This window comes from Sphingobium sp. LF-16, assembly GCF_003711185.1.
GTDB classification, from domain to species: domain Bacteria; phylum Pseudomonadota; class Alphaproteobacteria; order Sphingomonadales; family Sphingomonadaceae; genus Sphingobium; species Sphingobium yanoikuyae_A.
The window spans coordinates 1,008,687-1,033,474 of sequence record NZ_CP029335.1 but is presented as its reverse complement, the minus strand read 5'-3'; the positions used below and the strand labels follow the sequence as shown (position 1 = coordinate 1,033,474).

Below are 24,788 nucleotides of genomic sequence, written 5' to 3'. Positions count from 1 at the left end.
ATGGGAATGCACGGACGGATCTGGACGCTGGCGGCGGTCAGCACACTGGCTCTGGCCGGCGGCGCGCTGGCGCAGGGTGGCCCGCCTAAGGTACAGCCCGTGCAGGTCGATCCCACCCGGCCCGACTGGGAAAATCCCGCCATCTTCGCGATCGGCAAGCTGCCCGCCCGCGCCACCGCCTTTCCGTTCGAGAGCCGGGACCGCGCGCTGGCCGGCCATCGCACCCAATCGGGCCGTTTCCTGTCGCTGAACGGGGAATGGAAGTTCGCCTTCTCGCCCGATGCCGACACATTGCCGGCCGGGTTCGAGCGGCCCGATTTCGACGTGTCGGGCTGGAAGTCGATCAAGGTGCCGGCCGACTGGCAGGCCGAGGGCTATGACCAGGCCCGCTATAATAATATCACCTACCCCTTCCCCGCCAACCGGCCGCTAATCCCCCATGCGACCAATCCGGTCGGCTCCTATCGCCGCGACATCGATCTGCCGGCGGGCTGGAACGGTCAGGATGTCGTGCTGCATATCGGGGCGGCGGGCTCGGCTTATTATGTCTGGGTCAACGGCCAGAAGGTCGGCTACTCGGAAGACAGCAAGCTACCGTCGGAATTCGACGTAACCCGCTTCGTCCGTCCCGGCCGCAACAGCATTGCCATCCAGATATTCCGCTGGTCGGACGGCTCCTATCTGGAGGATCAGGATTTCTGGCGCGTGTCGGGTATCGAGCGCGAGGTGTTCCTGATGGCCGCGCCCAGGACGCGTATCCGTGACTTCTTCGCCCATGCCGGCTTCGATGATGCAACGGGCGCCGGCAAGCTGGCGGTCGATATCGCGGTGACGCGGGGGGCCGCCACCAGCGCGCGCTATGCACTGATGGACGGCGATCGCACCGTCATCGAAGGCCGCCAGCCCGTTGCCGCAGGCCAGGCCGAACGCAGCGTGACACTGACCGGCCTGGTCGACAAGGTGAAGCCATGGACGGCCGAGACGCCCAATCTCTACATGCTGCTGGTCGAACTCTATGATGCGCAGGGGCGGATCATCCAGTCCAGCTATGCGCGGATCGGCTTCCGTACCGTGGCGATGCAGAATGGCGTCGTCACGGTGAACGGCAAGCCGATCACCATTCGCGGCGTCAACCGCCACGAACATGATCCCGAAACCTTCCACGTCATCTCGCTGGAGTCGATGGAGCGCGACATCCAGCTGATGAAGCGCAACAATATCAATGCGATCCGTACGTCGCACTACCCCAATGATCCGCGCCTCTACGAGCTTGCCGATCGCTATGGCCTCTATGTCATGGACGAGGCGAATATCGAGAGCCACGCCTATATGGACTATGCCAACAAGCATGGCGAACGGCGCGCCGAATTCCAGATCGGCTTCGACCCGGCCTGGAAGGATGCCCATGTCAGCCGCGTAGCCAACATGGTGGAGCGCGACAAGAACCATCCCTCGATCATATTCTGGTCGCTGGGCAATGAAGCCGGGATCGGCCCCAATTTCGCCGCAGCCGCGGCCGCCGCCAAGGCGCGCGATCCCGACCGGCTGATCAGCTATCTGGGCTGGGGCACATGGGACGGGATCGGTGATCACCGCCCCAATGACTATGCCGACATCTATGCGCCCATGTATGATCCGGTCGCCAAGCTGGTCGACTATGCCACCAACTGGAATTTCCGGCAGCCGATGATCCAGTGCGAATATGCCCATATGATGGGCAATTCGGGTGGCAATCTGAAGGATTATTGGGACGCGATCTACGCCCATCCCGACAAGCTGCAGGGCGGCTTCATCTGGGACTGGGTCGACCAGTCCATGTATCGCTACACCAAGGACGGGCGGCGTTATTGGGGTGATGGCGGCGAATATGGCCCCAATCCGGGCGGCGACATCGAATTTGGCGACGGCCTGCTCCAGTCCGACCGCACCCCCAATCCCGCGCTTTACGAACTGCGCAAGGTCTATGCGCCGGTCCAGTTCGACGGCTTCGATCCGGCGAGCGGCCGCCTGACCGTGCGCAACCGGCATGACTTTATCGACCTGTCGGGCTTCAGCTTCGACTGGGCACTGCTGGAGGATGGCGTGGAGATTGCGCGTGGGTCGCTCGCAGCGCCCAATGTCCCGGCCCATGGCGCGGCCGCGATGACGCTGCCGATCGCAACCATGCCGCGCCGGGCCGGGTCGGAATATTTCATGACGATCAGCGCCCGAGCCAAAGCCGGCTCAATCCCCGCCGTGGAAGCTAATACGCTGGTCGGGTGGGAACAGTTTGCCCTGCAACAGGACACACCTGCCCTGCCCGCCGCCGCCAGCGGCACCGTCGCGATCAGCGACAAGGGCGGCGCGATCAACCTCAGTGCCGCTGACGCTGCGCTGGTGATCGACCGGGCGAGCGGCCTGGTCCGTTCCTACAGCAAGGACGGCCGGATGCTGGCACAGGGTGGCGCGCCCCATTTCTGGCGCGCGGTGACCGACAATGACATCGGCATCGGCACCGACAGGCAATTCGCGATCTGGAAGGGCATGAGCGAGCAGCGCAAGGTCAGCGCGATCCGCCTGACGCCCCAGACCGACGGCAACCGCGCCGTCGAGGTCGACTATCAACTGGGCGATGGCGCTGCCAGCTTCACCAGTATCTACCACATGGCCGGCGACGGTTCGGTGACCGTATCCGGCAGCTTCACCCCCGTCAAACCCGACCTGCCACCGCCCTTCCGCATCGGCCTGGCCTTCAGCCTGCCGGCCGATCTCGATACGGTCGAATGGTATGGCCGCGGCCCGCATGAAAGCTATGTCGATCGCAAGACATCGGCGCCGATCGGCCTGTGGCGCGGCGCGCTGGCGGACCAGAATCACGACTATATCCGGCCGCAGGAGACCGGCAACAAGGTCGATGTCCGCTGGATGGAACTGTCAGGAGACAACGCAGGCCTGCGCGTGCAGGGCGAGCAGCCGATGATGATGAACGCCCTCGCCTTCCCCTATGCCGATCTCGACCGGTACAAGCCGGGCACCTGGAAATCGTCGGACATCCGGCCGCACGACCAGGGCACGCTGCTGATCGACATGGCGCAATGGGGCGTGGGCGGCGACACCCAGTGGAGCGAGTTCGGTAAGCCCATGGCCGCCTATCGCACCACCAGCGCGCCGACGCGCTTCAGCTTCCGCCTGAGCTCCTTCGCGGGCACCGGCACCACGCCCGGCAAGGCGAAGCCGGCGCGCGCGACGGAAATTGAGTGATAGAGGCTGGCGACCTCCCATCCAGTTGACGGCGAAAATTGTGAAGTGCGTGATTGATGCAGGCGCACTCCTACATCGAACAAAATCGCAGAACTGGAGTGAGTGACAAACACGGATAGGAACCCCGCCACCAGCATTGCTCGCCCTCGACCCGAATGGTGAGGTCGCCAGGCGCCGTGTCGCGCGAGCGCATGGCAGGCAAAGCATAGAGAAGCAGCGCGCCAAGGATCAGGGCCGGGCCAATGGCACCCAGCCACAAGATGATCCGCATGCCGCCATGATGGCTGAGCGTACCTGCCGCGCTTCGGCGCCGAAGACATGGAGGGCCGACTGCTGCGCATTGCAGGCGCCAAGGCCGAGCAGTGAAATGGTCCAGAGCCATGGATTGCGCATTGCGCCCGCGTCACCCCTTTTGCGCCGCATCCGGTGTGCAGCGTCTTTCCTGCCAACACGCGAAGCGGCATCCGGTTCAAACATTTCTGTTTCGTAACAAGTGGATGAATTGCCGGTGTCGGCGAAACCAAAAGCCATCCGGCGCATTGGCGGGGGATCATTCTTCCTTCGACACGGAGACATGTCTTGCCCAGCGCCCCGCCGCGCACCCGGCCCCTGCTCCATCCGCTTCACGGCCTGCTGCTCGCCTGGCCGGTCGCCCTGTTTCCCGCTGCCCTGCTGTCGGACATCACCTATCTCAACAGCGCCGAAATCCAGTGGAGCAACTTTTCGGCCTGGCTGATCACCGGCGCGCTGATCGGCGGTGGGCTGGTACTGCTATGGGCCTTGATCGCGCTAACGCGTGCCAAAGGGCCTGCACGCCGGCAGCATGGCCTTTATCTGCTGCTGTTGGCGCTGATGTGGGTCTGCGGGCTCATCAACGCCTTTCAGCATAGCCGCGACGGCTGGAGTTCAGTCGGGACCATCGGCCTCATCCTCTCCATCCTCAGCAGCCTGGCTGCCCTTGCCGCCGGTTGGGTGGCCTTCGCGGGTTATCGGGAGGTTCGGCCATGATCGTGCGTGCCTTCATCCTGGGCGCCGGTCTCCTGGCGCTTGCCGCCTGCGGGCGCAGCCAGCCCGGCCTTGACCAGACCGGCGGCCGGCCGGGCCTGCCCGATCAGCGCCAGACATTGCTGCCGCCGATGAAAATCGCGACGCCCACTGGCTGGGGGAATGAGAATCCGACGGCACCGGCCGGCTTTAGCGTGACGGCCTTTGCCACGGGGCTCGCCATCCCGCGCCAGATGCTGGTGCTGCCCAATGGCGACATTCTGGTGGCGGAAGGGTCGGGCGGTTCGGCCCCCGCGCTGCGGCCCAAAGATGTCATCGCGACCCAGATCAAGGCCATGGGTAAGACATCGGTCAAGGGTGGCAATCGCGTCACCCTGCTGCGCGATGCCGATGGCGATGGCCGCGCCGAATTGCGCAGTGCGCTCATCACCGGATTGAATGCGCCCTATGGCCTCGCCCTGGTCGAGGGCCAGCTCTATGTCGCGACACAGGACGCGCTGCTGCGCTTTCCCTATCGCGAGGGCGAGACGCGCATCACCACGCCGGGCGTCGAAGTGACCAGATTGCCCTCGCGCATAAACCATCACTGGACCAAGTCGCTGGCAGCCGGCCCGGACGGATCGAAACTCTATGTCGGTATCGGCTCCAACAGCAATGTCGGCGAACGCGGCATGGCGGTGGAGGAAGATCGCGCCGTCATCTGGGAGGTTGATCGTCAGTCCGGCATGCATCGCACCTATGCCTCGGGCATCCGCAATCCGACGGCACTTGCAGTTGAGCCGCAGACGCGCCGGCTCTGGGCCGTGGTGAACGAACGCGATGAGCTCGGACCGCAACTGGCGCCCGATTATATGACTGCGGTTCGCCCCAGGGCCTTTTATGGCTGGCCCTACAGCTATTGGGGACAGAATGTCGATCCGCGGGTGCGTCCGCAGCAGCCCGATATGGTGCGACGCGCGATCCGGCCCGATTATGCCCTGGGATCCCATGTCGCGGCGCTCGGCATCAGCTTCGCAACCGGCGGAGGTCTTGGCCCCGCCTATGCGCAGGGCGCCTTCGTCGGACAGCATGGCAGCTGGAACAGACAGGATCTGGCCGGCTACAAGGTGGTATTCATCCCATTCGCCGATGGTCGGCCCGCCGGCAAGCCCCAGGACTTCCTGACCGGGTTCATCAAGGATGGACATGCGCGCGGACGTCCGGTGGGCGTAAGCTATGATCCGGTCCATGGCGCGTTGCTTGTCGCCGATGACCTGTCCAACAGCGTCTGGCGGATAGCCCCCAACCGCCGCTGACATGAGACAAAGGGCAAGGAGAGAGAAAATGGAGAAACGACAGGAAGACGGCGAAACGGTAACCCATCTCTCGAAGGTCGAGGCACGCAGCGGATCGCGAACGACCGTGACACGGTCCATATTGGTGACAAGCCTCGCGCTCGTCATCGCGGTTCTGCTCATCGTGGTTGCGATCGGCTATTTCAGGGCCGACCAGACCGGCGCAGACGAGGTCAATAGCGACAACAGCGCACGATCCGCCGTCCGACAAGATTGAATCCATGGATCAAATCGGGCGCGATTACGTTAAGGGCGCGAAATGAAAGGAAGCACACCCATCGTGCCCGATGACAGCATAGCCAAGTCGCCCTACCCCGATGTCATGGCTTCCATCTTTTCTCCGGCGCCTGCGCCCGCGGAATCGCTCAAGGCCAGGGTGGCATCCTTCCCCTGGAAACAGACGGCGTTGGGAGACAGGGCGGGCTGGCCTATTTCGCTGCGCACCACGGTCGAACTCGTGCTCGCATCGGATTTTCCGATGTTCATTGCCTGGGGTGAAGCACAGATCTTCCTGTACAATGATGCCTATGCGCCCTTCCTCGGAGCCCGTCATCCATCGGCGCTTGGCCAGCCGATGCGCGATGTCTGGCCCGAGATCTGGCATGAGCTTTCGCCCCTGATCGACCGGGCGCTTGGCGGCGAGACGGTCTCGGTCGAAGACATGCATCTCGTCATGACCCGCAATGGCTATGCCGAGGACACCTGGTGGACCTTTTGCTACAGCCCGCTGCGCAACGACGCGGGGGAGATTGCAGGGGTTCTCGACGTCGCGGTGGACGTCACGCAGAAATTTGCCGATGCCCGTAGGATCGCGGAAGAACAGTCCCGGCTGGAGAAAAGCGAGGCGCGCTTCAGCGCTCTGGTCGGCGCGACGTCCGACGCCATATACCAGATGAGCGCCGACTGGCAGGAAATGCGCCAGCTCGATGGCCGCGGTTTCCTGATCGATACGCAGGCGCCATCGGTTCGCTGGCTTGAGCTCTACATCCCACCGGATGACCAGCCGATGGTTATGGCTGCGATCGCCCGCGCTCTCGAAGCCAGGGCGCCCTTCATGCTGGAGCATCGCGTACGCCAGGCCGATGGCGCTATTGGCTGGACAGCGTCCCGCGCCGTCCCCATCCTCGACGATGACGGCAATATCCTTGAGTGGTTCGGCACGGCCACCGATGTAACGGCCTCGCATCTTTCGCGCGAAGCTCTGGCCACAAGCCGGGAAAAGCTGGAACTCGCGACACGCGCGGCCCGCCTTGGTCAGTTCGACTATTGGCCGCAGACCGGACAGCTTGAATGGGACGATCGCTGTCGCGCCCTCTTCGGCCTGCATCCCGGCGCCCCCGTCAGCTATGAAACCGCCTTTCTGGCCGGCCTGCACCCTGATGATCGCGAAGGGGCCGATGCAGCGGTGCGCGCCGCGCTCGATCCGGCCGGCACCGGCATTTTCGACACCGAGTATCGCACGATCGGGATCGAGGATGGCGGCGAGCGGCACATCCATGCCCAGGGCCTGGCGATGTTCGAGGGCCAGGCCCCGATCCGCCTTATCGGTACCGTGCAGGACGTCACTGCCGACCGTCAGGCGCAGGCCAGTTTGCGGGAAGTGGAGGAGCGGCTGCGCCTTGCCGGTCGGGCCACCAATGATGCGGTGTGGGACTGGAATTTCCGCGACGATCATGTGACCTGGAACATCGCCCTTGAACATGCCTATGGCCACAGGCTCGAAAATGTCGAACCGACCGGCGAATGGTGGCTGGACCATATCCACCCGGATGACCGACAGCGGATCAACGACAGCATCCATGCGGTGATCGATGGCGAAGGCACCGACTGGACCGACGAATATCGCTTCGCCCGCGGCGACGGTGGCTATGCCGATGTCCTCGATCGCGGCTATGTCCTACGCGGTCCTGCCGGGGAACCGTTGCGCATGGTCGGCGCAATGCAGGACATGTCCGCCCGCAAGGCGATCGAGCGGCAGCTTGAGGAGGATCGCCGCAGGCTTGCCGAGGAGGTCGAGACCAAGACGGCCGAGCGCGACAGGGCGGAGGAAGCGCTGCGCCAGTCGCAGAAGATGGAAGCGGTCGGCCAGTTGACGGGTGGCCTTGCCCATGATTTCAACAATCTGCTGACGGGCATTTCCGGCGCCCTGGAAATGATGCAGATACGCATAGCGCAGGGCCGGGTCGGCGAAATCGACAAATATTCCGTCGCCGCCCAGGGCGCCGTACGCCGCGCCGCGGCGCTCACCCATCGCCTGCTCGCCTTCTCCCGCCGGCAGACGCTTGATCCCAAGCCGGTCAATTCCAACCGGCTGATCTTCGATCTGGAAGAGTTGATCCGGCGCACGGTGGGACCACAGATCGAGGTCGAGACGGTCGGCAAGGCCGGTATCTGGACGACCCTGGTCGATCCCAACCAGCTTGAAAATGCGCTGCTCAATCTCTGCATCAATGCGCGCGACGCAATGCCGGACGGGGGACGCATCACGATCGAGACTGCAAACAAGTGGCTGGACGACATGGCCGCGCGCGAACGGGATCTGGAGCCGGGCCAATATGTCTCGATCTGCGTGACCGACACCGGCACGGGCATGACGCCCGAGGTGATTTCGCGCGCCTTCGATCCCTTTTTCACGACCAAGCCGATGGGCGAAGGCACCGGCCTTGGCCTGTCCATGATCTATGGTTTTGCCCGCCAGTCCGGCGGGCATGTGCGGATCTATAGCGAGATCGGCACGGGCACGACCATGTGCATCTATCTGCCCCGCCATTTCATGGAGGACGAAGGGAGTGACGATGCATCCCCGCCCCCCCTCCTGCCCGCGATGGCAGCCGACAAGGCGATGAAACGGGGCAGTATCCTGGTGGTCGATGATGAACCCACGGTACGCCTCCTCGTCGTCGAGATTGCGCAGGAACTGGGCTATGATGTGCAGGAGGCAATGGATGGTCCAGGCGCCATGCGGCTGCTGCAAAATGGTGCAGCCTTTGATCTGCTGATCACGGATGTGGGGCTACCCGGTGGCATGAACGGTCGCCAGGTGGCCGATGCCGCGCTCAGCCTCCTGCCCGATCTCAAGATCCTGTTCATTACCGGCTATGCTGAAAATGCCGTCATCGGTAACGGACAATTGGCGCCGAACATGGCGCTGGTGACCAAACCCTTCGCAATGGACGCGCTGGCCAAGAGAATTGGCGACATGCTGCCCTGATCCTTCAGGCCACGACCAATCAGCCAACGCACCTGTCGACAGCATCACCAACAGCGCTAGCCGGCCTCCGGTTGGCGACTGCCATTTTGCGGCCAGCGTCCAGCAACGACTTCCACAGACGACGGATCATGTGCGGGGTCTTCCGCGTTCATGGGGCAAGCAAAAAGGACAGAGATGATGCTTGCCAACGCCCGCCGTGAAATCCTGACCCGCCCGATCTTCTCCCTCGTCGAGGCAGCCCTGCCCGCCCTTTCCGCTACGGAGAGCGAAGCGATCGAAGCCGGCAACAGCTGGTGGGACGCGGCCCTGTTTACCGGCAATCCGGATTGGGATCAGCTTCTTGCCGTGCCGCCCGCCAGGCTGACTGATACGGAGCAGGCCTTCATGGATGGCCCTGTCGAACAGCTGTGCGGCATGATCGACGACTGGCGCATGACCTGGGAAACGCACGACCTGTCGCAGGAAGCCTGGGACTATCTCAAGCAGGAAAAATTCTTCGGGATCATCATTCCCGAGGAACATGGCGGCCTTGGCTTTTCCAATTTCGCTCATAGCGAGATTGTCCGCAAGATCGCGACCCGATCCGTGTCCGCGGCCGTCACCGCCATGGTTCCCAACAGCCTGGGACCGGGCGAACTCATCCTGCGCTTCGGGACGAAGGAGCAGCAGCGCTACTGGCTGCCGCGGCTGGCGGATGGTCGCGAAATTCCTGCTTTCGGCCTGACCAGCCCGGAAGCCGGCTCCGATGCCGCCGCGATGGTCGACGAAGGCGTCATCTGCAAGGGTCAGTGGGATGGCGAGGAGGTGGTGGGCATCCGCCTCAACTGGCGCAAGCGCTATATCACCCTGGGTCCGGTCGCGACCTTGCTCGGCCTCGCCTTCAAGCTGCGCGATCCCGACCATCTGCTGGGCGGGCAGGAGGAGATCGGGATCACGGTCGCGCTGGTCCCCACCGACCTGCCCGGCGTGTCGATCGGGCGCCGGCATATCCCCTCGATGCAGAGTTTCCAGAACGGCCCCAATGAGGGCCATGACGTGTTCATCCCGCTCGACAACATCATCGGCGGCCCGGATCGCGTCGGCCAGGGCTGGAAAATGCTGATGAGCGCGCTGGCAGCCGGCCGGGGCATTTCCCTGCCTTCCCTGTCTGCCGCCGCCGGCGCCTTTGCGGCCCATACGACCGGTGCCTATGCGCGGGTGCGCTCCCAGTTCAACCTGCCGATCGGCAAGTTCGAGGGGATACAGGAGCGGCTGGCGCGGATCGCGGCCAATGCCTATCTGCTCGATGGCGCGCGCCGCCTTACCTGCGCGGGGCTCGATCAGGGGAACCACCCCGCCGTCATTTCCTCGATCCTCAAGCTGCATGCGACCGAACGCATGCGGACCGTCATCAACGACGCGATGGACGTGCATGGTGGCAAGGGCGTGATCGACGGACCCAATAATTATCTGGGTAACCAGTATCGCGCGATCCCGGTCGGGATCACGGTCGAGGGCGCCAATATCCTCACCCGCAGCCTGATGGTGTTCGGCCAGGGCGCAATCCGCTCCCACCCCTATCTGCTCAAGGAAATCCGCGCGGTCGCCGATGCCAATCGCGGGCGGGCGCTGGCGCAGTTCGACGATGTGCTGTGGAAGCATGTCGGCCACGCGCTCAAGACCGCGATCCGGGCCTTCGCGCGCAACTGGACCGGCGGCCTGTTTGCGCCAGCACCCAAGGCCGGACGCGCGACCCGCTATTATCGCCAGATGAGCCGCTATGCCGCGGCCTTTGCCTTCATATCCGACATTGCCTTCATGACCTTGGGCGGTGAGCTCAAGCGGCGCGAGCTCCTGTCCGCCCGGCTGGGCGACATCCTGTCGGAGCTCTATCTTCTGTCCGGCGCGCTCAAGCGGTGGGAGGATGAAGGGCGCCAGGATGATGACCTTCCCCTGCTCGCCTGGTGCATGGACAGCGGCTTTGCCACGATCGAACAAAGGTTCGTCGAGATCATCGAGAATTTTCCCGCACGGCCCGTCGGCTGGATGCTGCGCCTGTTCATCCTGCCGTTCGGCCGCCGTCGCCATGGCCCGACCGACCGGACCATCCGTCAGTGCGCGCAGATCATCCTGGAGCCCTGCCCAGCGCGCGAACGGCTGATCGATAATGTCTTCATCGGCGGCCCGGAAGAACCCATCGCCCGCCTGACCGAAGCCTTTCGCCTGATGGTCGATACCCAGCCGATCCACGACCGGCTGCGCAAGGCGCGGATCAAGGATTGGGCCAAGGCGCACGAGCGCGGCCTGTTGTCGAGCGCAGAACTGGCGCAGCTCCAAGAGGCCGATCGCGCGGTCGCGGACGTCATCGCCGTGGATGATTTCGCACCCGAAGATCTGCGGCGCAATCCCGCTGCATCGGACGTAGCGCAGGCCGCCGAATGAGCCGGGCGGTCGATATTGTCGATGGCACCCGCACGCCTTTTCCGAAAGCGCGCGGCGCTCCCTTCACGCCTGTCGATCTGAAGGCACGGTTCGGGGGCAAGATAGAGATCGACTGGGACATTCCCGAAGCGCACAGGGATAATCTGCCCGAGCGGATCGACGCGGTCCTGCCCACCGCGACATTTCCGCCCTTCCCGTTCGGCACGGACTTTACGCGGATCGAGCTGCAGCTGCTGCGGGTGATGCAATATCTGGCAGACCATGCGGCAAGGCCCGCCCAGCTGGCCGCTCTGGTTGCCCGCGGCCTGCGCGGTGGTCAGCCCGACGAAGCGGAATTCGCCGCGCTCGAGCGCATGGGGCTGGATGCGCCCCATGGCGTCAGGGAGCATAGCTACCGTGCGCTCATCCTGGGGGCCCTGCGCAGTGCCGGACAGTAAGGACAGGAAAGCGGCGACCAGGGCAGGCGTCATCTCGGCAGATAGGGGAATGGTCCAGATGCATGAAGCCAAGGATAGCCCGCACCCCGATCTTGACGCAGAAGAGGCCGCGCATGTCGAGGAGCGTAGCACGGGTTCGGCAAAGGTCGTCCATGAGGTCGTGCGGCTCCAGGGCGAGGAGGAGCTGGATCGACCGATCCTCGCGCTCTTGCTTTCTGGCCTGGCCGCCGGCCTCGCGATCACCCTGTCGCTCATGTCAGAACTGTTCCTGCGGGCAAGGCTGCCCGACACAGACTGGGCGCCCCTCATCTACCTGCTGGGCTATCCGGTCGGATATCTGATCGTGATCATGGGGCGGCTGCAGCTCTTTACCGAAAGCACGGTCACAGCGGTGCTGCCGGTCGCGACCCGTCCGAGCCTTGGCAATCTGGGCCGGCTCGCGCGCCTGTGGGGCTGCGTGCTGGCGGGGAACCTTGTCGGCGTCACGCTCGTGAGCGCGCTGATGGCCGGTGAGGTCATCATCACGCATGAACAGCGCATCGTGGCGCTGGATATTCTCGCCAAGCTCGAATGGCAGGACTGGTCGAAAACCCTGACGCTCGGCATTCCGGCGGGCTTCATCATGGCCGCGATTGCCTGGGCCCTGCCCAATGCCAAAGGCAGCGAATTCTGGGTGATCTTCCTCCTGACCTATGTCATCGGCCTCGGCGGCTTTTCGCATGTCGTCACCGGCTCGTCCCAGATCAGCTTCCTCTGGCTGAGCGGCGAGGTCAGTTTCCAGCAGGCCTGGTTCGGCTTCTCTCTGCCTGCGCTCATCGGCAACATCATCGGTGGCAGCGGCCTGTTCGCGGTCCTGGCCCATGGGCAGATGAGAAGCGACCTGACCGAATGAGGGGGCGACGCCGGCATGGCCGCCAGGGCGATTGGCATCCCACAGAAAAGGTCGGATGGAGGCGCCTGCCGCGGGCGGAATGATACCCGTTGGAAGCCTGGCTCGGCATGATGGCCGCATGGGCCGTCGAGCCACGCAACGATCGCTTGGCTCTTGTGTTGGAAGGACGGCGCGGGTGCGAGGCGGGGACATCCAATGCAACGGTCCGTGCCAGGAGAGGCCCCGAAATCCTGATGCCTTGCCTGGAGCTCACCAATGTCCAGAATGACTGTTTCCGACCTCTTCACCCAGACGCTCCACCTGGCTGGGGTGAAACGAATTTATGGCGTGGTGGGCGATAGCCTCAATGGCATCACCGAAAGCCTGCGGCGTCAGGGCAAGATCGACTGGATCCATGTTCGGAACGAGGAGGCAGGCGCATTTGCCGCCGGTGCGGAGGCGCAACTGACCGGCGAACTGGCCGTTTGCGCGGGGTCCTGTGGCCCAGGAAACATGCATCTGATCAACGGCCTCTATGATTGCCATCGCACCCGTGTTCCCGTCCTCGCCATCGCGGCTCAGATCCCCAGTGCCGAGATAGGCTCCAACTATTTTCAGGAAACCAGGCCTGAAGCCCTATTCAGGGATTGCAGCGTCTATTGCGAGACCATTTCCGATCCTGACCAGATGCCGCGGACGCTCGAGACGGCCATACGTGCTGCGGTAGGGCATCGCGGCGTTGCGGTCGTATCGATTCCGGGCGACGTGGCGCTGCAGGCCGCCGAGGGAAAACTCGCGCGATCAATCGACGCGCTCCTGCCCGCCAGGCCCCTGATCCACGCGGCGCCCCGCGAGATCGAGAAACTGGCGACCCTGCTCAACGATGCGGGGCGCGTCACGATCCTTGCCGGGCGAGGCTGCAGGGATGCCCATACCCAATTGCTGCAGATTGCCGGTGCGCTCCAGGCGCCCATCGTTCACGCGCTGGGCGGCAAGGAATGGGTCGAACATGCCAATCCCTATGATGTGGGCATGACCGGCCTGATCGGCTTCTCGTCGGGCTATGAGGCGATGATGGCCTGCGATCTCCTGCTGATGCTCGGCACCGATTTTCCCTATCGTCAATTCTATCCGACCAGGGCGAAGGTCGTGCAGATCGACATGCGCCCTGAAAATCTGGGACGCAGGACACCGATCGATCTGGGGCTGGTGGGGGATGTCGGTGCGACGATCGAAGCCCTTCTACCCTTGCTGAAAGGCGGTCGCAACACCGCCTTCCTTGCTTCAGCCAAAGACAATTATGCCAGGGCGCGTGAGGGACTGGACGAGCTTGCCGACGGCAAGCCGGGCGGGATCCTGCATCCCCAGCATGTCACGCGGGTTCTGAGCGAACAGGCAAGCGACGACGCGGTGTTTGCCTGCGACGTCGGCACGCCGACGGTCTGGGCGGCCCGTTATCTCAAGATGAATGGCCGTCGCCGGCTGCTTGGCTCCTTCAACCATGGATCGATGGCCAACGCGCTGCCGCAGGCCATTGGCGCGCAAGTCTCCTATCCCGATCGGCAGATCGTCACCTTGTCGGGCGATGGCGGCCTTGCGATGCTGATGGGCGAGCTACTGACCCTGCGGCAACTCGACCTTCCCGTGAAGATCATCCTTTTCAACAACGGCACCCTGGGCTTTGTCGAGATGGAAATGAAGGCGGCCGGTCTCGTCGAGACAGGTGTCGCGCTCGACAATCCGGATTTTGCCGCCATGGCCCGTAGCATCGGCATCCATGGCGTAAGGGTGAGCGATCCCGGCGATCTCGACAGCGCGATGCGGGACGTTCTGTCGCATCCCGGCCCGGCCTTGCTGGATGCCGTCACCGCGAGAACCGAACTGTCGCTCCCGCCCAAGGTCACGCTTGAACAGATGAAAGGCTTCACCCTCTATATGGCCAAGGCGATCATGAGCGGCCGCGGCGATGCCATCATCGAACTTGGCAAGACCAATGCCGGACTGCTGCGAAAACTATTTTGAGTAGCGCGCGAAGATTTGGGCGGCGCCGCCAAGGTAGAAGGCGGCGCCACTGGCCATTCGCAGCCACCGCTATCATATTTCCGGGAGGCCCTGTACCGCGAAACCCCGCCCCTTCAAGCCTTTCGCCCTCTTCAAGAGGATAACAGCATCGTCGATATCAAAGGGATGCGCGTCCTTCATGTCGGCAAGCTCGTCCCAGTCGATCGGGACCGCGACCGGGGCACCCGGCCGAGCGCGCGCAGAATAGGGCAGGATCGCCGTGCTGCCGCGCTGGTTACGCAGCCAGTCGATGAAGATGCGGTCCTTGCGTTTCGCCTTGCTCATGGTCGCAACGAAGCGGTCGGGCTCTGCCGTGCTGAGCGCCTGGGCGAAGCGGGAGGCGAAATCCTTGTGGGTATCCCAGTCGTGCCCAGGCGTCAGCGGCACCACGACATGCGCGCCCTTGCCGCCCGAGAGCATGGCAAAGGAGACGAGGCCGATGTCTGTTGATTTCCACTGAGAAGTGCCCCGGTGAGAAGTGTCCCGGGTTTTCCATCGAGAAGTCCCGCTATACGATGCCAGCAGGGCAAACGCCGTATGACGGCTCTCTACCAATTCTGCCTTCGATCCATCTCTCGCAAAAGGCAGCAAAGTCCCAGCCCCGGTGGTAAGCGGACTGGCCGCTCATGGGCGCACCATTTTCCCGATAGAACGGCTTCGATGGGCGCATGGCTGCTGGGCAGCTCGCAGCAGCGACCGCTAGTCATCCGGTATCAAATCTGCCGCCACCTGACCCGGCAAGTGAGAATCAGCGCGACAACCTGTGCCGCTACAGTGAGAAGTCCTAGCCAAAGGATCGGGCCTATCGCGCGCCCCTGGATCGCGATCGCTGACGCGAGGGAAATGACGGTAAGAAGCCATCCAGCTATCCGGAAAGCCAGTGGTGTGACGCCAGACGGCTGCTTTCCAACCTGATCGTGATAATGCTTGGGCATCGACAACGCCAACAGGGACATCCCCAGCACTGCAGGGATAAAAGGCAGCAAAGCCGTCATCAGCTTGACATACGGTTTGCAAGCAGAAGGACAGCTATCGTCAGGATTCCTGTCCCGCCGGCGATCCAGATCCATGGGCGCTTAGCATGAAATGGGCGGCGACGCAGGGAAGCTGGACGTCGGCATCTTTCCCCATCATCCTGAACTTCGTCAACGTGGGGCTGCTGGCCTTCGCCATGCGGACACTTCCGGCAGGTACGGCCTATGCGGTATGGACCGGTCTTGGCGCAGTCGGGGTCGCCGTCATGGGCGTGATCCTGTTCGGGGAACGATTGAATCCGGTGCAGATGGTCTTTATTTTTCTCGTTGTTGTCGGCGTCGTCGGCACCAAGTTCTTCGCGACCGCTTAACATGTGGAATGATCTGTTCCTCGTGTACGGCGCCTATATCCTGACCGCAGGCAGCCCCGGCCCCAGTACCATGGGCATCATGGGAATTGCCATGCGGCATGGACGCAGACCTGCTGCGGCGATGGCAGCCGGCGTGGTGACGATGTCGTTCGCGTGGGGTCTAATCGCCGTGACTGGGCTTGCAGCGCTGGTCATTCGCTATGCACAGGCACTCGCGATCCTGAAGTTCGCTGGCGGTCTTTACCTGCTGTGGCTTTCCTTCAAGTCCGCCCGGTCAGCCATGCAAGCGGATGCGGCGCCCTTGGTGATTTCCGCAGGAGAGGAAAATCTTGGCGCCATGTATCGGCGCGGAGTGTTCATGCACGTCGGGAATCCGAAGGCGATCCTCGCCTGGGTTGCCCTCATGTCCCTCGGCGCCGGAGCACATGCCTCTACTGAGCACCTGGTCCTGGCCTTTGGCGGCTGCGTCCTTCTCGGGGTGCTAATCTTCTTTGGCTATGCCGTGCTGTTTTCGACGCTGCCGATGATCAAAGGCTATGCCAGAGCTCGACGCTGGATCGATGGAGCGCTCAGTACAGTTTTCGCTGGCGCCGGCGTGCGCCTGCTCTTCGGCCGATAGTAGATTGGGTTATCCGTTATGACTATTTTCAAGGGCGTTTCCGCATTCCCGCCGACGCCGGCAAACGAAGACGGCATTGTCGATACGGACGCTCTCGGTGTTCTCGTCGATCGCCTTGCTAAAGCAAGCGTCGATTCAGTGAGCGTTCTGGGTAGCACGGGCGCTTATGCCTACCTGGATCGGGAGCAGCGCAATCGTGCTGTATCAGCCGCAGTGGAAGCGGCTGCCGGCCGTGTGCCCGTGGTAGCAGGTATCGGCGCGTTGCGAACAAGCTGGTCGCGCGAACTTGCCGTTGCCGCACAAAGCGCCGGTGCCAGCGGGCTTCTCCTTGCGCCAATGTCCTACGCGCAGTTGTCCGCCAGAGAAGTCGAGCACCATTTCAAGGCGGTCGCTGCGGCGACGGATTTGCCGCTCTGCATCTACAACAACCCGGGCACGACGAATTTCAAATTCTCGCACGACCTGATCGTCGATCTCGCACATGTACCGGGTATCGCGGCGGTGAAGATGCCGCCCCGCGATGATAGAGCCTACGCCGACGAGATGGAGCAGCTTCGAGCCCGAATGCCGGAGGACTTCAGGATAGGCTACAGCGGTGACTGGTGCGCGGCACCGGCATTCCTGGCGGGCGCCGATGCCTGGCACAGCGTCGTTGCCGGCGTGCTGCCGGAGCCGGCAATCTGCCTCACGCAGGCTGCGATGGCGGGCGATGCTAAGGAAACTGCGCGGCTGCAGGCGCTTTGCGCACCCATGTGGGCGCTCTTTGAAAAGTACGGTAGCCTGCGCACTATCTATGGGATCGCGGAAATCCTCGGGCTGAATGTCGGGACCGCCCCGCTGCCGGTGCAAGGCTACGTTGGCCTGGATCAGTTGGATGAGCTACCGGCTGCGATTGACAGCATGGTCTCGGCTGCAAGGTGAAATTTCGGCATACAACGCCCATTCGACGATGATCCTAATGTTAGCATAAACGATCATCCGGCGACGCGCGGAATTTCTATCATCCCGCCAAGTCCAGCGGCGACCCAAAAGGCGACCGGCAGCGTGGCTCCTGTTGCCATCCTGGAGCTTCCGATCAGCAGTCGGCCAGGCATGGGCATCCAGAACGAGAAAGCGGAAGGACCGCACCTGAGAACGGCAAAATCGGTGCTGAGCGTCTTGGATGGGTCGTAACAGGAAGGCGTCTTAACGGCCGGGTCTGGCATTTGACGCTACGATGACTACCAGTGCCGACCGCTCCCATTCACGAGCCAAACGATCGGCACCCTTATTCCCGCCTTCGGCCTAGCTTTTCAGGGCCTGGCCTTGGACAAGTGCAAACTTCGCTGTCGGGGCATGACGCGTCAGTTCAGCGATTTCGCCATCAACCGCTCCAGCCGTTCTGCAAAAGCGCGAGGATCGGCGGGTGGCTGACCTTCGGCGATGCGCGCTTTGTCGAGGAGCAGGAAGGCGAGGTCGCTCCGCTCTTTGTCGCTGGCCCCGGTCTGGCCGAGTTTCGCGATGAGCGTATGGCCGGCATTGACTTCCAATACCGGCTTCGGCCGCTCGGGCGCCTGCCCGGCTGCGGCCAGCATCCGTTCAAGCTGCAGGTCCATCGCGCTTTCCGACGCGACGATGCAGACGGCGCTGGTCGTCAACCGGTCGGAAACGCGGACATCGGACACATGTTCGACCAGGGCGTCCTTAGCAAAGCTGATGAAGCTGTTCACCTCCTCGCTCGGCGCGTTCGTCGCTGCGCTGCCTTCAGCCAGCGGGATCAGGCTGAGGTCGGTGGCGCCCTGGGTCACCGACTTGAAGGGCTTGCCGTCATAATCCGCGCCAACGGTCGTCCAGAAGCTGTCGACCTGGTCAGGGAGCAAAAGAACCTCGATCCCACGCGCCTTGAAGCCCTCGAGCTGCGGCGATTGGGCGATGCGGTCGAGATCGGTCCCGGTCGCATAATAGATCGCGGTCTGGTTGTCCTTGAGTGAGGCCGCATAGTCCTTGAGCGAGCGCCACTCGCCGTTCGAGGTGCTGGTCTTGAACCGGGCTAGGCCTAGCAATTGCGCTCGCCGCTCGAAATCCTCATAGAGGCCTTCCTTGAGCACGGCCCCGAAATTCTCCCAGATCGCACCATAGCGGTCTGCATCGCTGGTTGCGATCTTGTCCAGTTCCGAAAGGATGCGGTTGCTCACCCCCTTTTGAATCGCGGACAACACCGGGCTGTCCTGGATCATTTCGCGCGACATGTTGAGCGGCAGGTCAGCTGAGTCCACAAGACCCCGCACGAAGCGCAGGTAGCGAGGCAGGACTTCCGCCTCGTCCGTGATGAAGACGCGGCGGACATAGAGCTTGATCCGGCCCTTGCGGTCGGGATCGAACAGGTCAAATGGCTTGGTTTCGGGAATGAAGGTTAGCACAGAATACTCGTGCCGCCCCTCCGCGCGATAATGTAGCGTAAGCGCGGGCTTATCGAACTGGCCCGCGACGCTACGGTAGAAGTCGGCATAATCCTCTTCGCTGATATCCGACTTTGCCTTGGTCCAAAGTGCCGCCCCATCAGCGACCTGCCGCTCTTCCTCCTCGCTGCCCACCTCCTTGATGAAGATAGGCACGGGGACATGGCCTGACTGCGCCTTCACGATCCGCTCGACCGTGTAACGCTCGGCATAGGTCTTGGCATCATCAAGCATATGCAGTGTCACCCGCGTACCGCGCGCTGGCGCCTCCGCCTTGTCGACTGGCGCAATCGTGTACGACCCGAGGCCGTCCGACGACCAACTGGCGGCCTTATCAGTTCCTGCACGCCGCGACACGACATCAACATTCCCCGCCACCATGAAAGCGGAATAGAAGCCGACACCGAACTGGCCGATCAATTGCTGGCCTTCACCATTCTTGTCAGCGGTCAGCTTGTCCATGAAGGCCTTGGTCCCCGAGCGCGCGATCGTGCCCAAAGTCTCCCCCATATCAGCGGCGCTCATGCCGATACCGTTGTCCTCGACGACGATTGTCCCGGCTTCCTTGTCGAGCACCAGCGTAATGCGCGGCTGGGGATCATCGCCGAACAGGGCGGGATTGGAAATTGCCTCATAGCGCAGCTTCTCGCACGCGTCGGCGGCGTTGGAGATCAACTCGCGCAGGAACACGTCTTTGTCGGAATAGACCGAGTGCACCATCATGTGCAGCAACTTCGAAACATCTGCCTCGAAGGCATGCGTCTCAGGGGCGCTCACGGTGTCGGTCGTCATGGGTCTTCGCTCTCTCATGTGGCAGACTGTGCGACGGTCAGATGGATCGAATGCGATTTCCATTCAAGAGGTTGGTTTGAAAGCAGGCTCTATCTTGGCCCTTCCTTTTGAAAGCTTTGCCTGCCAGCACTTCCTCGCTACCTTTGATTCACAGCAACGTTGGGCTGGTATCTTTACGCCTCAACGCCACAATGGGCATGCTGATGTTCCCTGGATGAAGCCTTGTTCATTAGCGTCAGGGCAGGCTCATTCTGGGAACGCCGCGACACCCGGGGATTGCTCGGTCTTGCTTGTTAGGGTTTGGCCCAGGGGTTTCATACATTATCCCTTCACGCCTTTACCGACGCCATGAAGAACGCTGCCCGGCAGCACCTTTTTCCCGTGCTAGCATGAAGAAGCGGACTGACTGGATTCGGGAACGAGAAATTCGACCGTGAATGTCTCAGAAGGGTCGGGGCCGGGCCTAGGGCCATGATCGATGCCCCGCTATCGATCATGGCCCTCAGGCTCAGCCCAGATGAGTCTTGAAGAACGGCACCAGCCTGTCGAGCGCCAGACCGACCGGCTCCGGCTTGTCGTAGAGGTCATAATGCGACCAGTCCTCCAGCGCGACGAGCTGCCGATCCTTAGAGGCGACCGATCGACCGTAGATTTCCATCCCGTCGCGATAGGCGCCGAATGCCCCCACCTTCTGGCCGATCACCACCATCATCGGCTGCGTCATCAGCATCTCGGCAAAGGCGAAGGCGTCCCAGCCCAGTGTATTCTGCGCATGACTGAACAGCATCCGGGTCCAGCCGCCCGGCTGCTGCCCGCGCGGGGTCTTGTAATAATCGGTCGCCTCGAACACATCGCGCTCGGTGAGGCCCGCGTCCCTGGCAGCTTCGGGGCTGGCAGGCAGCAATTCATTGACCTGCAATTCGCCGCCGCGCGCTTCCTTCGTCCGCTGCGTGGCCATGGCATCGAGCGCGCCCAGAGGATCATAATTGCTGAACCCCTCGCGGAAAAGGCGGCCGATATTGACGGGCGTGATCGCCACGACCGCCTTGATGCGCTTTTCGGTGAGGGTGGCGTTCAGCACATAGCCGCCCCCGCCACAGACGCCGATCACGCCGATCCGGTCGGCATCGACATAGGAAAGCGTCACGGCATAGTCGATCACATGGCTGATATCCTCGACCCGCTGGGTCGGATCCTCGATCCAGCGCGGTTCGCCGCCCGAGGCGCCCTGAAAGCTGGCGTCATAGGCGATGACGACGAAGCCCTGTTCGGCCAGTGCCTTGCCATAGACATTGCCCGACGTCTGCTCCTTGCAACTGCCGAACGGGTGGACGGCGATGATTGCCGGCCAGCTCTTTGCGGCATCGAAATTTGGCGGGAACAGGATGTTGGCGGCGATGTGCCAGGCCATGTCGCGGTTCTGGATCTGAACGCTTTCCATGATCATTTTCCTCGGGAAAGATGGGGGTGCCGGGAGCGCAATGCTCCCGGCGCCTGCTTGCGCGATTACTCGGCGGGTTCGGTCACGGCGGCCATCAGCTTGGCCGTGAAGAACGGGGCAAGGACAGACACAGCCTCGTCGACAAAGGCTTCGCGATCATAGAGGTCCATATGATTGGCGCCCTCGACGACATGGAACGCTTTGTCGGTGCTGGCCGCGCGATCATAAAGATCATCGCTCATCCACTTCGAGCCCGCCATGCTGCCGGCGACGATCTGGATCGGCTGGGTCAGATAGACGTCGGCCATATGATAGGCATCATAGGTGATGATCTGGTTCAGGCTGCGCAACGTCGCAAAGCCGGGCGCGGTGGGATATTCGGCGCGCGGCGTATGATAATATTCCCAGGCCTGACGAAGCTCCTCGTTCGGCGCATCCGCCTCGTTCATCGGTGCCAGCGGCATGGTCGCATGGCCCTTGCCCTCGGCGTCGGCGGTGCGGGCGCTCGAGCCGGCCTCGACATAGGGCAGCGCGTCGATCGATTTCACCATATTGTCCCAGCCATTGCGGAACATGGAGCCGATATTGACCGCGCTGACCGTGCCGATCGCCTTGATCCGGCGATCCTGGATCGCGGCATTGGCCGTGTAGCCGGCGCCGGCACAGATGCCCATCGCGCCGATCTGGTCCCGGTCGACATAGGGCAGCGTCGTCAGATGATCGATGACCGCGCTTACATCCTCGGTGCTGATATGGGGATTTTCCAGCTGACGAATATCGCCACCGCTTTCGCCCTGATAGGAGCGGTCGAAGGCGATCGTGACGAAGCCCTGCTCCGCCAGCTTGCGGGCATAGGTGCCGGCCGTCTGTTCCTTCACCCCGCCGCCCGGATGCGAAACGACGATCGCCGGATAGCGCCGGGATTCATCAAAGCCTTCGGGCAGGTTGATGACGGCCGACATGGCTATCGACGGGTTGTTCGAATTGGCGAAGCTGATCTTGCTCATGTCTCGGTCTCCTCGGGGCTGGCGACGGGGGACCGTCTGCCGATAAGGGAGATATAGACCCTGCCGATTGCGTGGATTAGACAGGCAATACTGCTTGGTCCTATCACTGGAGTGATGAATGAGGCGCGATGAGATCGCTGATCTGGCGGCATTCGTGATCGTTGCGGAAGAACGCAGCTTCACCAAGGCGGCCGCACGCCTGGGCATGGCGCAATCGGGGCTCAGCCAGATCGTGCGCAAGATCGAGGAGCGGCTTGGGATGCGCCTCCTGTCCCGCACCACGCGCAGCGTCGCCCCGACAGAGGCGGGGGAACGGTTGATCGCCACGCTGGGGCCAATGTTGCATGATCTGGACGGCGCCATTGCGTCGCTGGGGGATTTGCGGGATCGGCCATCGGGCACGATCCGCGTGACGACGGTGGAGCATGCCGCCAAGACGATCCTTCTGCCAGCGATGCGCAAGCTCCTCCCTGAAAATCCGGATGTCACGGTTGAACTGACGATCGACTATGCGCTCGCGGATGTGGTGGCCGATCGGTTCGACGCCGGTGTTCGGTTGGGCGGCGAGATCGCCAAGGACATGATTGCGGTTCGCATCAGCGCGGATGTGCCAATGGCGATCGTCGGCGCGCCCGCCTATTTCGCCGGACGAAGCGCGCCGGCGTCTCCGGCCGGCCTTGTCGATCATCGCGCCATCAATCTGGGCTTGCCCGGTTCTCGGGCGCCCTTGGCCTGGCGTCTGATGCGCGGCGGGCGGGAGGCGAAGGTGCGAGTCGGCGGACCGCTGGTGCTGACGACGATTGAACTCGTCCGTGCTGCGGCGCTCGATGGTCACGGTCTCGCCTATCTGCCGACCGATCAGGTGCAGGATGATCTTGATGCCGGGCGACTGATCCAGGTTCTGGGCAAGTTCACGCCCGACCTGCCGGGCTATCAGCTTTATTATCCCAACCGGCGGCATGCCTCCGCCGCTTTCAAGCTGTTTGTCGAAGCCGTACGTTACCGCGGCTAAGCTCTAGATGCGAATAAGCGGAAGGTCTGCATCCGGTCCGCGAAAATTAGGAGCTGAGCGTCCGGCGTGGGTCGGGCCTACTCTGAAGCGTTCTTCCTGCGGCCATCATGGCCGCAGGAGATGTGTCATGGGATTATCCGAGTTTGATCCCGCCGCTCGCGAGCGGATATCGTGGAACGCCGGACGTAAGGTTGGTGCGAAGCGAGCGCTCAAACCTCGCCAGATCTGGGCGATCCGCTTCTTTCTCGATCAGCATGGACGGGTCCGGGACCGGGCCCTCTTTGACCTCGCCATCGATAGTAAACTTCGAGGCTGCGATTTGGTGAAGATCAGGATCAGCGATATCGTTTGTGATCGAAAAATTCGAACACGAGCCACTGTCGTTCAGCAAAAGACCGGCAGGCCGGTTCAGTTCGAACTGATGGACGATGCTCGCGCCAGCCTGCTCAAATGGCTCGAGCTGCGGCGTGGATCGCTGGAGGATTTTGCATTACCCAGCCGCACCGATCACTCAACCCATATAAGCACAAGGCAATATGCCCGCCTTGTCGATGAGTGGGTCACCGGAATTGGCTTGCCCAGTGAGGATTATGGTACCCACTCTCTGCGGCGGACCAAGGCATCGATCATCTACAAGGCGACCGGAAACCTCCGCGCTGTCCAGATTTTGCTTGGGCACACGAAGATCGAAAGCACGGTTAGATACCTTGGTGTGGATGTGGAGGACGCTTTGACGTTGGCAGAGGGCACCGAAATCTGAGATTGCTTGGCTCCTTGCCACTGCGAGGAGCCAGGACTTACACTGCGGCGGCTACGCGCCCGTTTTGCAGATTTTTGCGAATCCAGTTTTCCGCCTTGGCCAGGAAGGCGGGCGTCGCCGTTTCCTGCATACGGTCAAGCCAGAAGCGGGCGCCTTGCTCATCCCCATTCGCGGCCAGCATCCGCCCATGGTTGAACTGACCGCGAAAGTCGCCGCCTTCGGCCGCACGGCGATAATGATCGGCGGCCTGTTCCATGTCCCGATCGACGGCCCAGCCATCCTCGTAGAAGCTGCCGATCATGTTGATCGACTAGGCGTGGCCCACGGCTGCGGCCTGCCGGAACAGGGCGAGCGCTCGTGCCCGATCCTGTGGCACGCCCTCGCCCAGGGCATGGAGCGTCGCGAGATTATAGAGGGCCCAGTCCAGCCCTTGGTCAGCCGCTGCGCCATACCATTGGGCTGCCAGGGCCTTGTTCACGCCAGTGCCCCATCCATGTTCGCAGGAGCGGCCGACCATGTTCATTGCCATGACATTGCCGCCTTGCGCCGCCAGCCCGAACCAGCCCAACGCTGCGACCGGATCGCGTTCCAGCCCCTTGCCGTCCAGGCATAATTGCCCAACCAGCAACTGCGCTTCGCCATGACCGGCCTGCGCCGCTTCCAGCAGTAGCGGCGCTACATTTTGGGGTGGGCCGGCAAGCGCGGCGACGCGTTCGTCGTCAGTCATGGTCATCAGTCATGGTCATCAGTCTGGGCTGGGTCTGCATCATCTGTTCCATGCAATGGCCCGCCCC

20 protein-coding genes and 1 pseudogene are annotated in these 24,788 nt (G+C 62.6%); 14 read left to right on the top strand and 7 right to left on the bottom strand.

Going from position 1 to position 24,788, the window contains the following annotated elements; genetic code table 11:
• The first annotated feature begins 6 nt into the window (after positions 1-6).
• On the top strand, positions 7-3,240 hold the full coding sequence (locus DIZ22_RS05010) for a glycoside hydrolase family 2 TIM barrel-domain containing protein (protein ID WP_048936672.1): 3,234 nt from the start codon (positions 7-9) through the stop codon (positions 3,238-3,240).
• Positions 3,241-3,468: 228 nt separating this feature from the next.
• Here the strand turns inward: DIZ22_RS05010 and DIZ22_RS22170 are convergent, their stop codons facing one another.
• Complete coding sequence (locus DIZ22_RS22170; RefSeq protein ID WP_240626808.1) at positions 3,469-3,780, bottom strand: hypothetical protein; 312 nt, start codon at positions 3,778-3,780, stop codon at positions 3,469-3,471.
• Between the two features lie 39 nt (positions 3,781-3,819).
• Here DIZ22_RS22170 and DIZ22_RS05000 point away from each other — a divergent pair, with 39 nt between their 5' ends.
• From DIZ22_RS05000 to poxB, 8 genes are all read left to right on the top strand, one after another.
• Positions 3,820-4,248, top strand: coding sequence for a DUF2231 domain-containing protein (locus DIZ22_RS05000; RefSeq protein ID WP_017503768.1), 429 nt, complete (start codon positions 3,820-3,822; stop codon positions 4,246-4,248).
• Positions 4,245-5,540, top strand: a complete 1,296-nt coding sequence (locus DIZ22_RS04995; RefSeq protein WP_122928012.1) for a sorbosone dehydrogenase family protein — start codon at positions 4,245-4,247, stop codon at positions 5,538-5,540. The genes DIZ22_RS05000 and DIZ22_RS04995 overlap by 4 nt, the downstream gene beginning before the upstream one ends.
• 28 nt (positions 5,541-5,568) lie before the next feature.
• A complete protein-coding gene (locus DIZ22_RS04990; RefSeq protein WP_048939665.1) occupies positions 5,569-5,796 on the top strand; it encodes a hypothetical protein in 228 nt (75 codons plus the stop codon).
• A 42-nt stretch (positions 5,797-5,838) separates the two neighbouring features.
• Entirely contained in the window at positions 5,839-8,790 is a 2,952-nt protein-coding gene (locus tag DIZ22_RS04985) for a PAS domain-containing protein (protein ID WP_122928011.1), read from the top strand.
• Between the two features lie 174 nt (positions 8,791-8,964).
• The gene (locus DIZ22_RS04980; RefSeq protein WP_107917586.1) at positions 8,965-11,211 is read left to right on the top strand and encodes an acyl-CoA dehydrogenase; all 2,247 of its coding nucleotides are present in this window, start codon (positions 8,965-8,967) and stop codon (positions 11,209-11,211) included.
• Positions 11,208-11,648: a hypothetical protein gene (locus DIZ22_RS04975; protein ID WP_048939644.1), complete on the top strand. Its 441-nt coding sequence runs from the start codon at positions 11,208-11,210 to the stop codon at positions 11,646-11,648. Before DIZ22_RS04980 ends, DIZ22_RS04975 begins: the two co-directional genes overlap by 4 nt.
• A 58-nt stretch (positions 11,649-11,706) precedes the next feature.
• Positions 11,707-12,540 (top strand): formate/nitrite transporter family protein, encoded by an 834-nt coding sequence (locus DIZ22_RS04970; RefSeq protein ID WP_240626807.1) that lies wholly within the window; start codon positions 11,707-11,709, stop codon positions 12,538-12,540.
• 255 nt (positions 12,541-12,795) lie between these two features.
• Positions 12,796-14,541, top strand: a complete 1,746-nt coding sequence (poxB, locus tag DIZ22_RS04965; protein ID WP_048939642.1) for a ubiquinone-dependent pyruvate dehydrogenase — start codon at positions 12,796-12,798, stop codon at positions 14,539-14,541.
• A 72-nt stretch (positions 14,542-14,613) separates the two neighbouring features.
• Here poxB and DIZ22_RS04960 read toward each other — a convergent pair.
• Positions 14,614-15,024: pseudogene (locus tag DIZ22_RS04960) on the bottom strand (DNA primase small subunit domain-containing protein); the annotation flags it as partial.
• A 637-nt stretch (positions 15,025-15,661) separates the two neighbouring features.
• On the opposite strand from DIZ22_RS04960, the gene DIZ22_RS04950 reads away from it, so the two are divergent.
• The 3 genes from DIZ22_RS04950 to DIZ22_RS04940 are packed head-to-tail and all read left to right on the top strand — an operon-like array spanning position 15,662 to position 17,465.
• Positions 15,662-15,925: an SMR family transporter gene (locus DIZ22_RS04950; protein WP_048939639.1), complete on the top strand. Its 264-nt coding sequence runs from the start codon at positions 15,662-15,664 to the stop codon at positions 15,923-15,925.
• Between the two features lies 1 nt (position 15,926).
• A complete protein-coding gene (locus DIZ22_RS04945) occupies positions 15,927-16,544 on the top strand; it encodes a LysE family translocator (protein ID WP_048939638.1) in 618 nt (205 codons plus the stop codon).
• Positions 16,545-16,562: 18 nt separating this feature from the next.
• A complete protein-coding gene (locus DIZ22_RS04940) occupies positions 16,563-17,465 on the top strand; it encodes a dihydrodipicolinate synthase family protein (protein WP_048939637.1) in 903 nt (300 codons plus the stop codon).
• 422 nt (positions 17,466-17,887) lie between these two features.
• Here the strand turns inward: DIZ22_RS04940 and htpG are convergent, their stop codons facing one another.
• From htpG to DIZ22_RS04925, 3 genes are all read right to left on the bottom strand, one after another.
• Positions 17,888-19,774 carry a molecular chaperone HtpG gene (gene htpG / locus DIZ22_RS04935; RefSeq protein WP_122928010.1) on the bottom strand — a complete coding sequence of 629 codons (1,887 nt, stop codon included), beginning with the start codon at positions 19,772-19,774 and terminating at the stop codon, positions 17,888-17,890.
• A 508-nt stretch (positions 19,775-20,282) separates the two neighbouring features.
• Entirely contained in the window at positions 20,283-21,215 is a 933-nt protein-coding gene (locus DIZ22_RS04930; RefSeq protein WP_122928009.1) for an alpha/beta hydrolase, read from the bottom strand.
• Positions 21,216-21,280: 65 nt separating this feature from the next.
• Positions 21,281-22,222, bottom strand: coding sequence for an alpha/beta hydrolase (locus DIZ22_RS04925; protein ID WP_122928008.1), 942 nt, complete (start codon positions 22,220-22,222; stop codon positions 21,281-21,283).
• 118 nt (positions 22,223-22,340) lie between these two features.
• Here DIZ22_RS04925 and DIZ22_RS04920 point away from each other — a divergent pair, with 118 nt between their 5' ends.
• Positions 22,341-23,234, top strand: a complete 894-nt coding sequence (locus DIZ22_RS04920) for a LysR family transcriptional regulator (protein ID WP_122928007.1) — start codon at positions 22,341-22,343, stop codon at positions 23,232-23,234.
• A 127-nt stretch (positions 23,235-23,361) separates the two neighbouring features.
• Complete coding sequence (locus DIZ22_RS04915) at positions 23,362-23,994, top strand: tyrosine-type recombinase/integrase (RefSeq protein ID WP_122928006.1); 633 nt, start codon at positions 23,362-23,364, stop codon at positions 23,992-23,994.
• Between the two features lie 37 nt (positions 23,995-24,031).
• On the opposite strand, the gene DIZ22_RS22165 is transcribed toward DIZ22_RS04915, so the two are convergent.
• Positions 24,032-24,250 (bottom strand): hypothetical protein, encoded by a 219-nt coding sequence (locus DIZ22_RS22165; RefSeq protein WP_240626806.1) that lies wholly within the window; start codon positions 24,248-24,250, stop codon positions 24,032-24,034.
• A 54-nt stretch (positions 24,251-24,304) separates the two neighbouring features.
• Positions 24,305-24,721: a tetratricopeptide repeat protein gene (locus DIZ22_RS22160; protein WP_240626805.1), complete on the bottom strand. Its 417-nt coding sequence runs from the start codon at positions 24,719-24,721 to the stop codon at positions 24,305-24,307.
• Positions 24,722-24,788: the final 67 nt, after the last annotated feature.

What these genes read in the sequence shown, in the direction of transcription:
- DIZ22_RS22170 (WP_240626808.1), bottom strand. Translation starts at nt 3,780, where the DNA reads ATGCGCCGGATGGCTTTTGGTTTCGCCGACACCGGCAATTCATCCACT.
- DIZ22_RS04995 (WP_122928012.1), top strand. Translation starts at nt 4,245, where the DNA reads ATGATCGTGCGTGCCTTCATCCTGGGCGCCGGTCTCCTGGCGCTTGCC.
- DIZ22_RS05010 (WP_048936672.1), top strand. Translation starts at nt 7, where the DNA reads ATGCACGGACGGATCTGGACGCTGGCGGCGGTCAGCACACTGGCTCTG.
- DIZ22_RS04990 (WP_048939665.1), top strand. Translation starts at nt 5,569, where the DNA reads ATGGAGAAACGACAGGAAGACGGCGAAACGGTAACCCATCTCTCGAAG.
- DIZ22_RS04985 (WP_122928011.1), top strand. Translation starts at nt 5,839, where the DNA reads ATGAAAGGAAGCACACCCATCGTGCCCGATGACAGCATAGCCAAGTCG.
- DIZ22_RS22160 (WP_240626805.1), bottom strand. Translation starts at nt 24,721, where the DNA reads ATGACTGACGACGAACGCGTCGCCGCGCTTGCCGGCCCACCCCAAAAT.
- DIZ22_RS22165 (WP_240626806.1), bottom strand. Translation starts at nt 24,250, where the DNA reads ATGGAACAGGCCGCCGATCATTATCGCCGTGCGGCCGAAGGCGGCGAC.
- poxB (WP_048939642.1), top strand. Translation starts at nt 12,796, where the DNA reads ATGTCCAGAATGACTGTTTCCGACCTCTTCACCCAGACGCTCCACCTG.
- DIZ22_RS04945 (WP_048939638.1), top strand. Translation starts at nt 15,927, where the DNA reads ATGTGGAATGATCTGTTCCTCGTGTACGGCGCCTATATCCTGACCGCA.
- DIZ22_RS04940 (WP_048939637.1), top strand. Translation starts at nt 16,563, where the DNA reads ATGACTATTTTCAAGGGCGTTTCCGCATTCCCGCCGACGCCGGCAAAC.
- DIZ22_RS04915 (WP_122928006.1), top strand. Translation starts at nt 23,362, where the DNA reads ATGGGATTATCCGAGTTTGATCCCGCCGCTCGCGAGCGGATATCGTGG.
- DIZ22_RS04925 (WP_122928008.1), bottom strand. Translation starts at nt 22,222, where the DNA reads ATGAGCAAGATCAGCTTCGCCAATTCGAACAACCCGTCGATAGCCATG.
- DIZ22_RS04970 (WP_240626807.1), top strand. Translation starts at nt 11,707, where the DNA reads ATGCATGAAGCCAAGGATAGCCCGCACCCCGATCTTGACGCAGAAGAG.
- DIZ22_RS04930 (WP_122928009.1), bottom strand. Translation starts at nt 21,215, where the DNA reads ATGGAAAGCGTTCAGATCCAGAACCGCGACATGGCCTGGCACATCGCC.
- DIZ22_RS04975 (WP_048939644.1), top strand. Translation starts at nt 11,208, where the DNA reads ATGAGCCGGGCGGTCGATATTGTCGATGGCACCCGCACGCCTTTTCCG.
- DIZ22_RS04980 (WP_107917586.1), top strand. Translation starts at nt 8,965, where the DNA reads ATGATGCTTGCCAACGCCCGCCGTGAAATCCTGACCCGCCCGATCTTC.
- DIZ22_RS04920 (WP_122928007.1), top strand. Translation starts at nt 22,341, where the DNA reads ATGAGGCGCGATGAGATCGCTGATCTGGCGGCATTCGTGATCGTTGCG.
- DIZ22_RS04950 (WP_048939639.1), top strand. Translation starts at nt 15,662, where the DNA reads ATGAAATGGGCGGCGACGCAGGGAAGCTGGACGTCGGCATCTTTCCCC.
- htpG (WP_122928010.1), bottom strand. Translation starts at nt 19,774, where the DNA reads ATGACGACCGACACCGTGAGCGCCCCTGAGACGCATGCCTTCGAGGCA.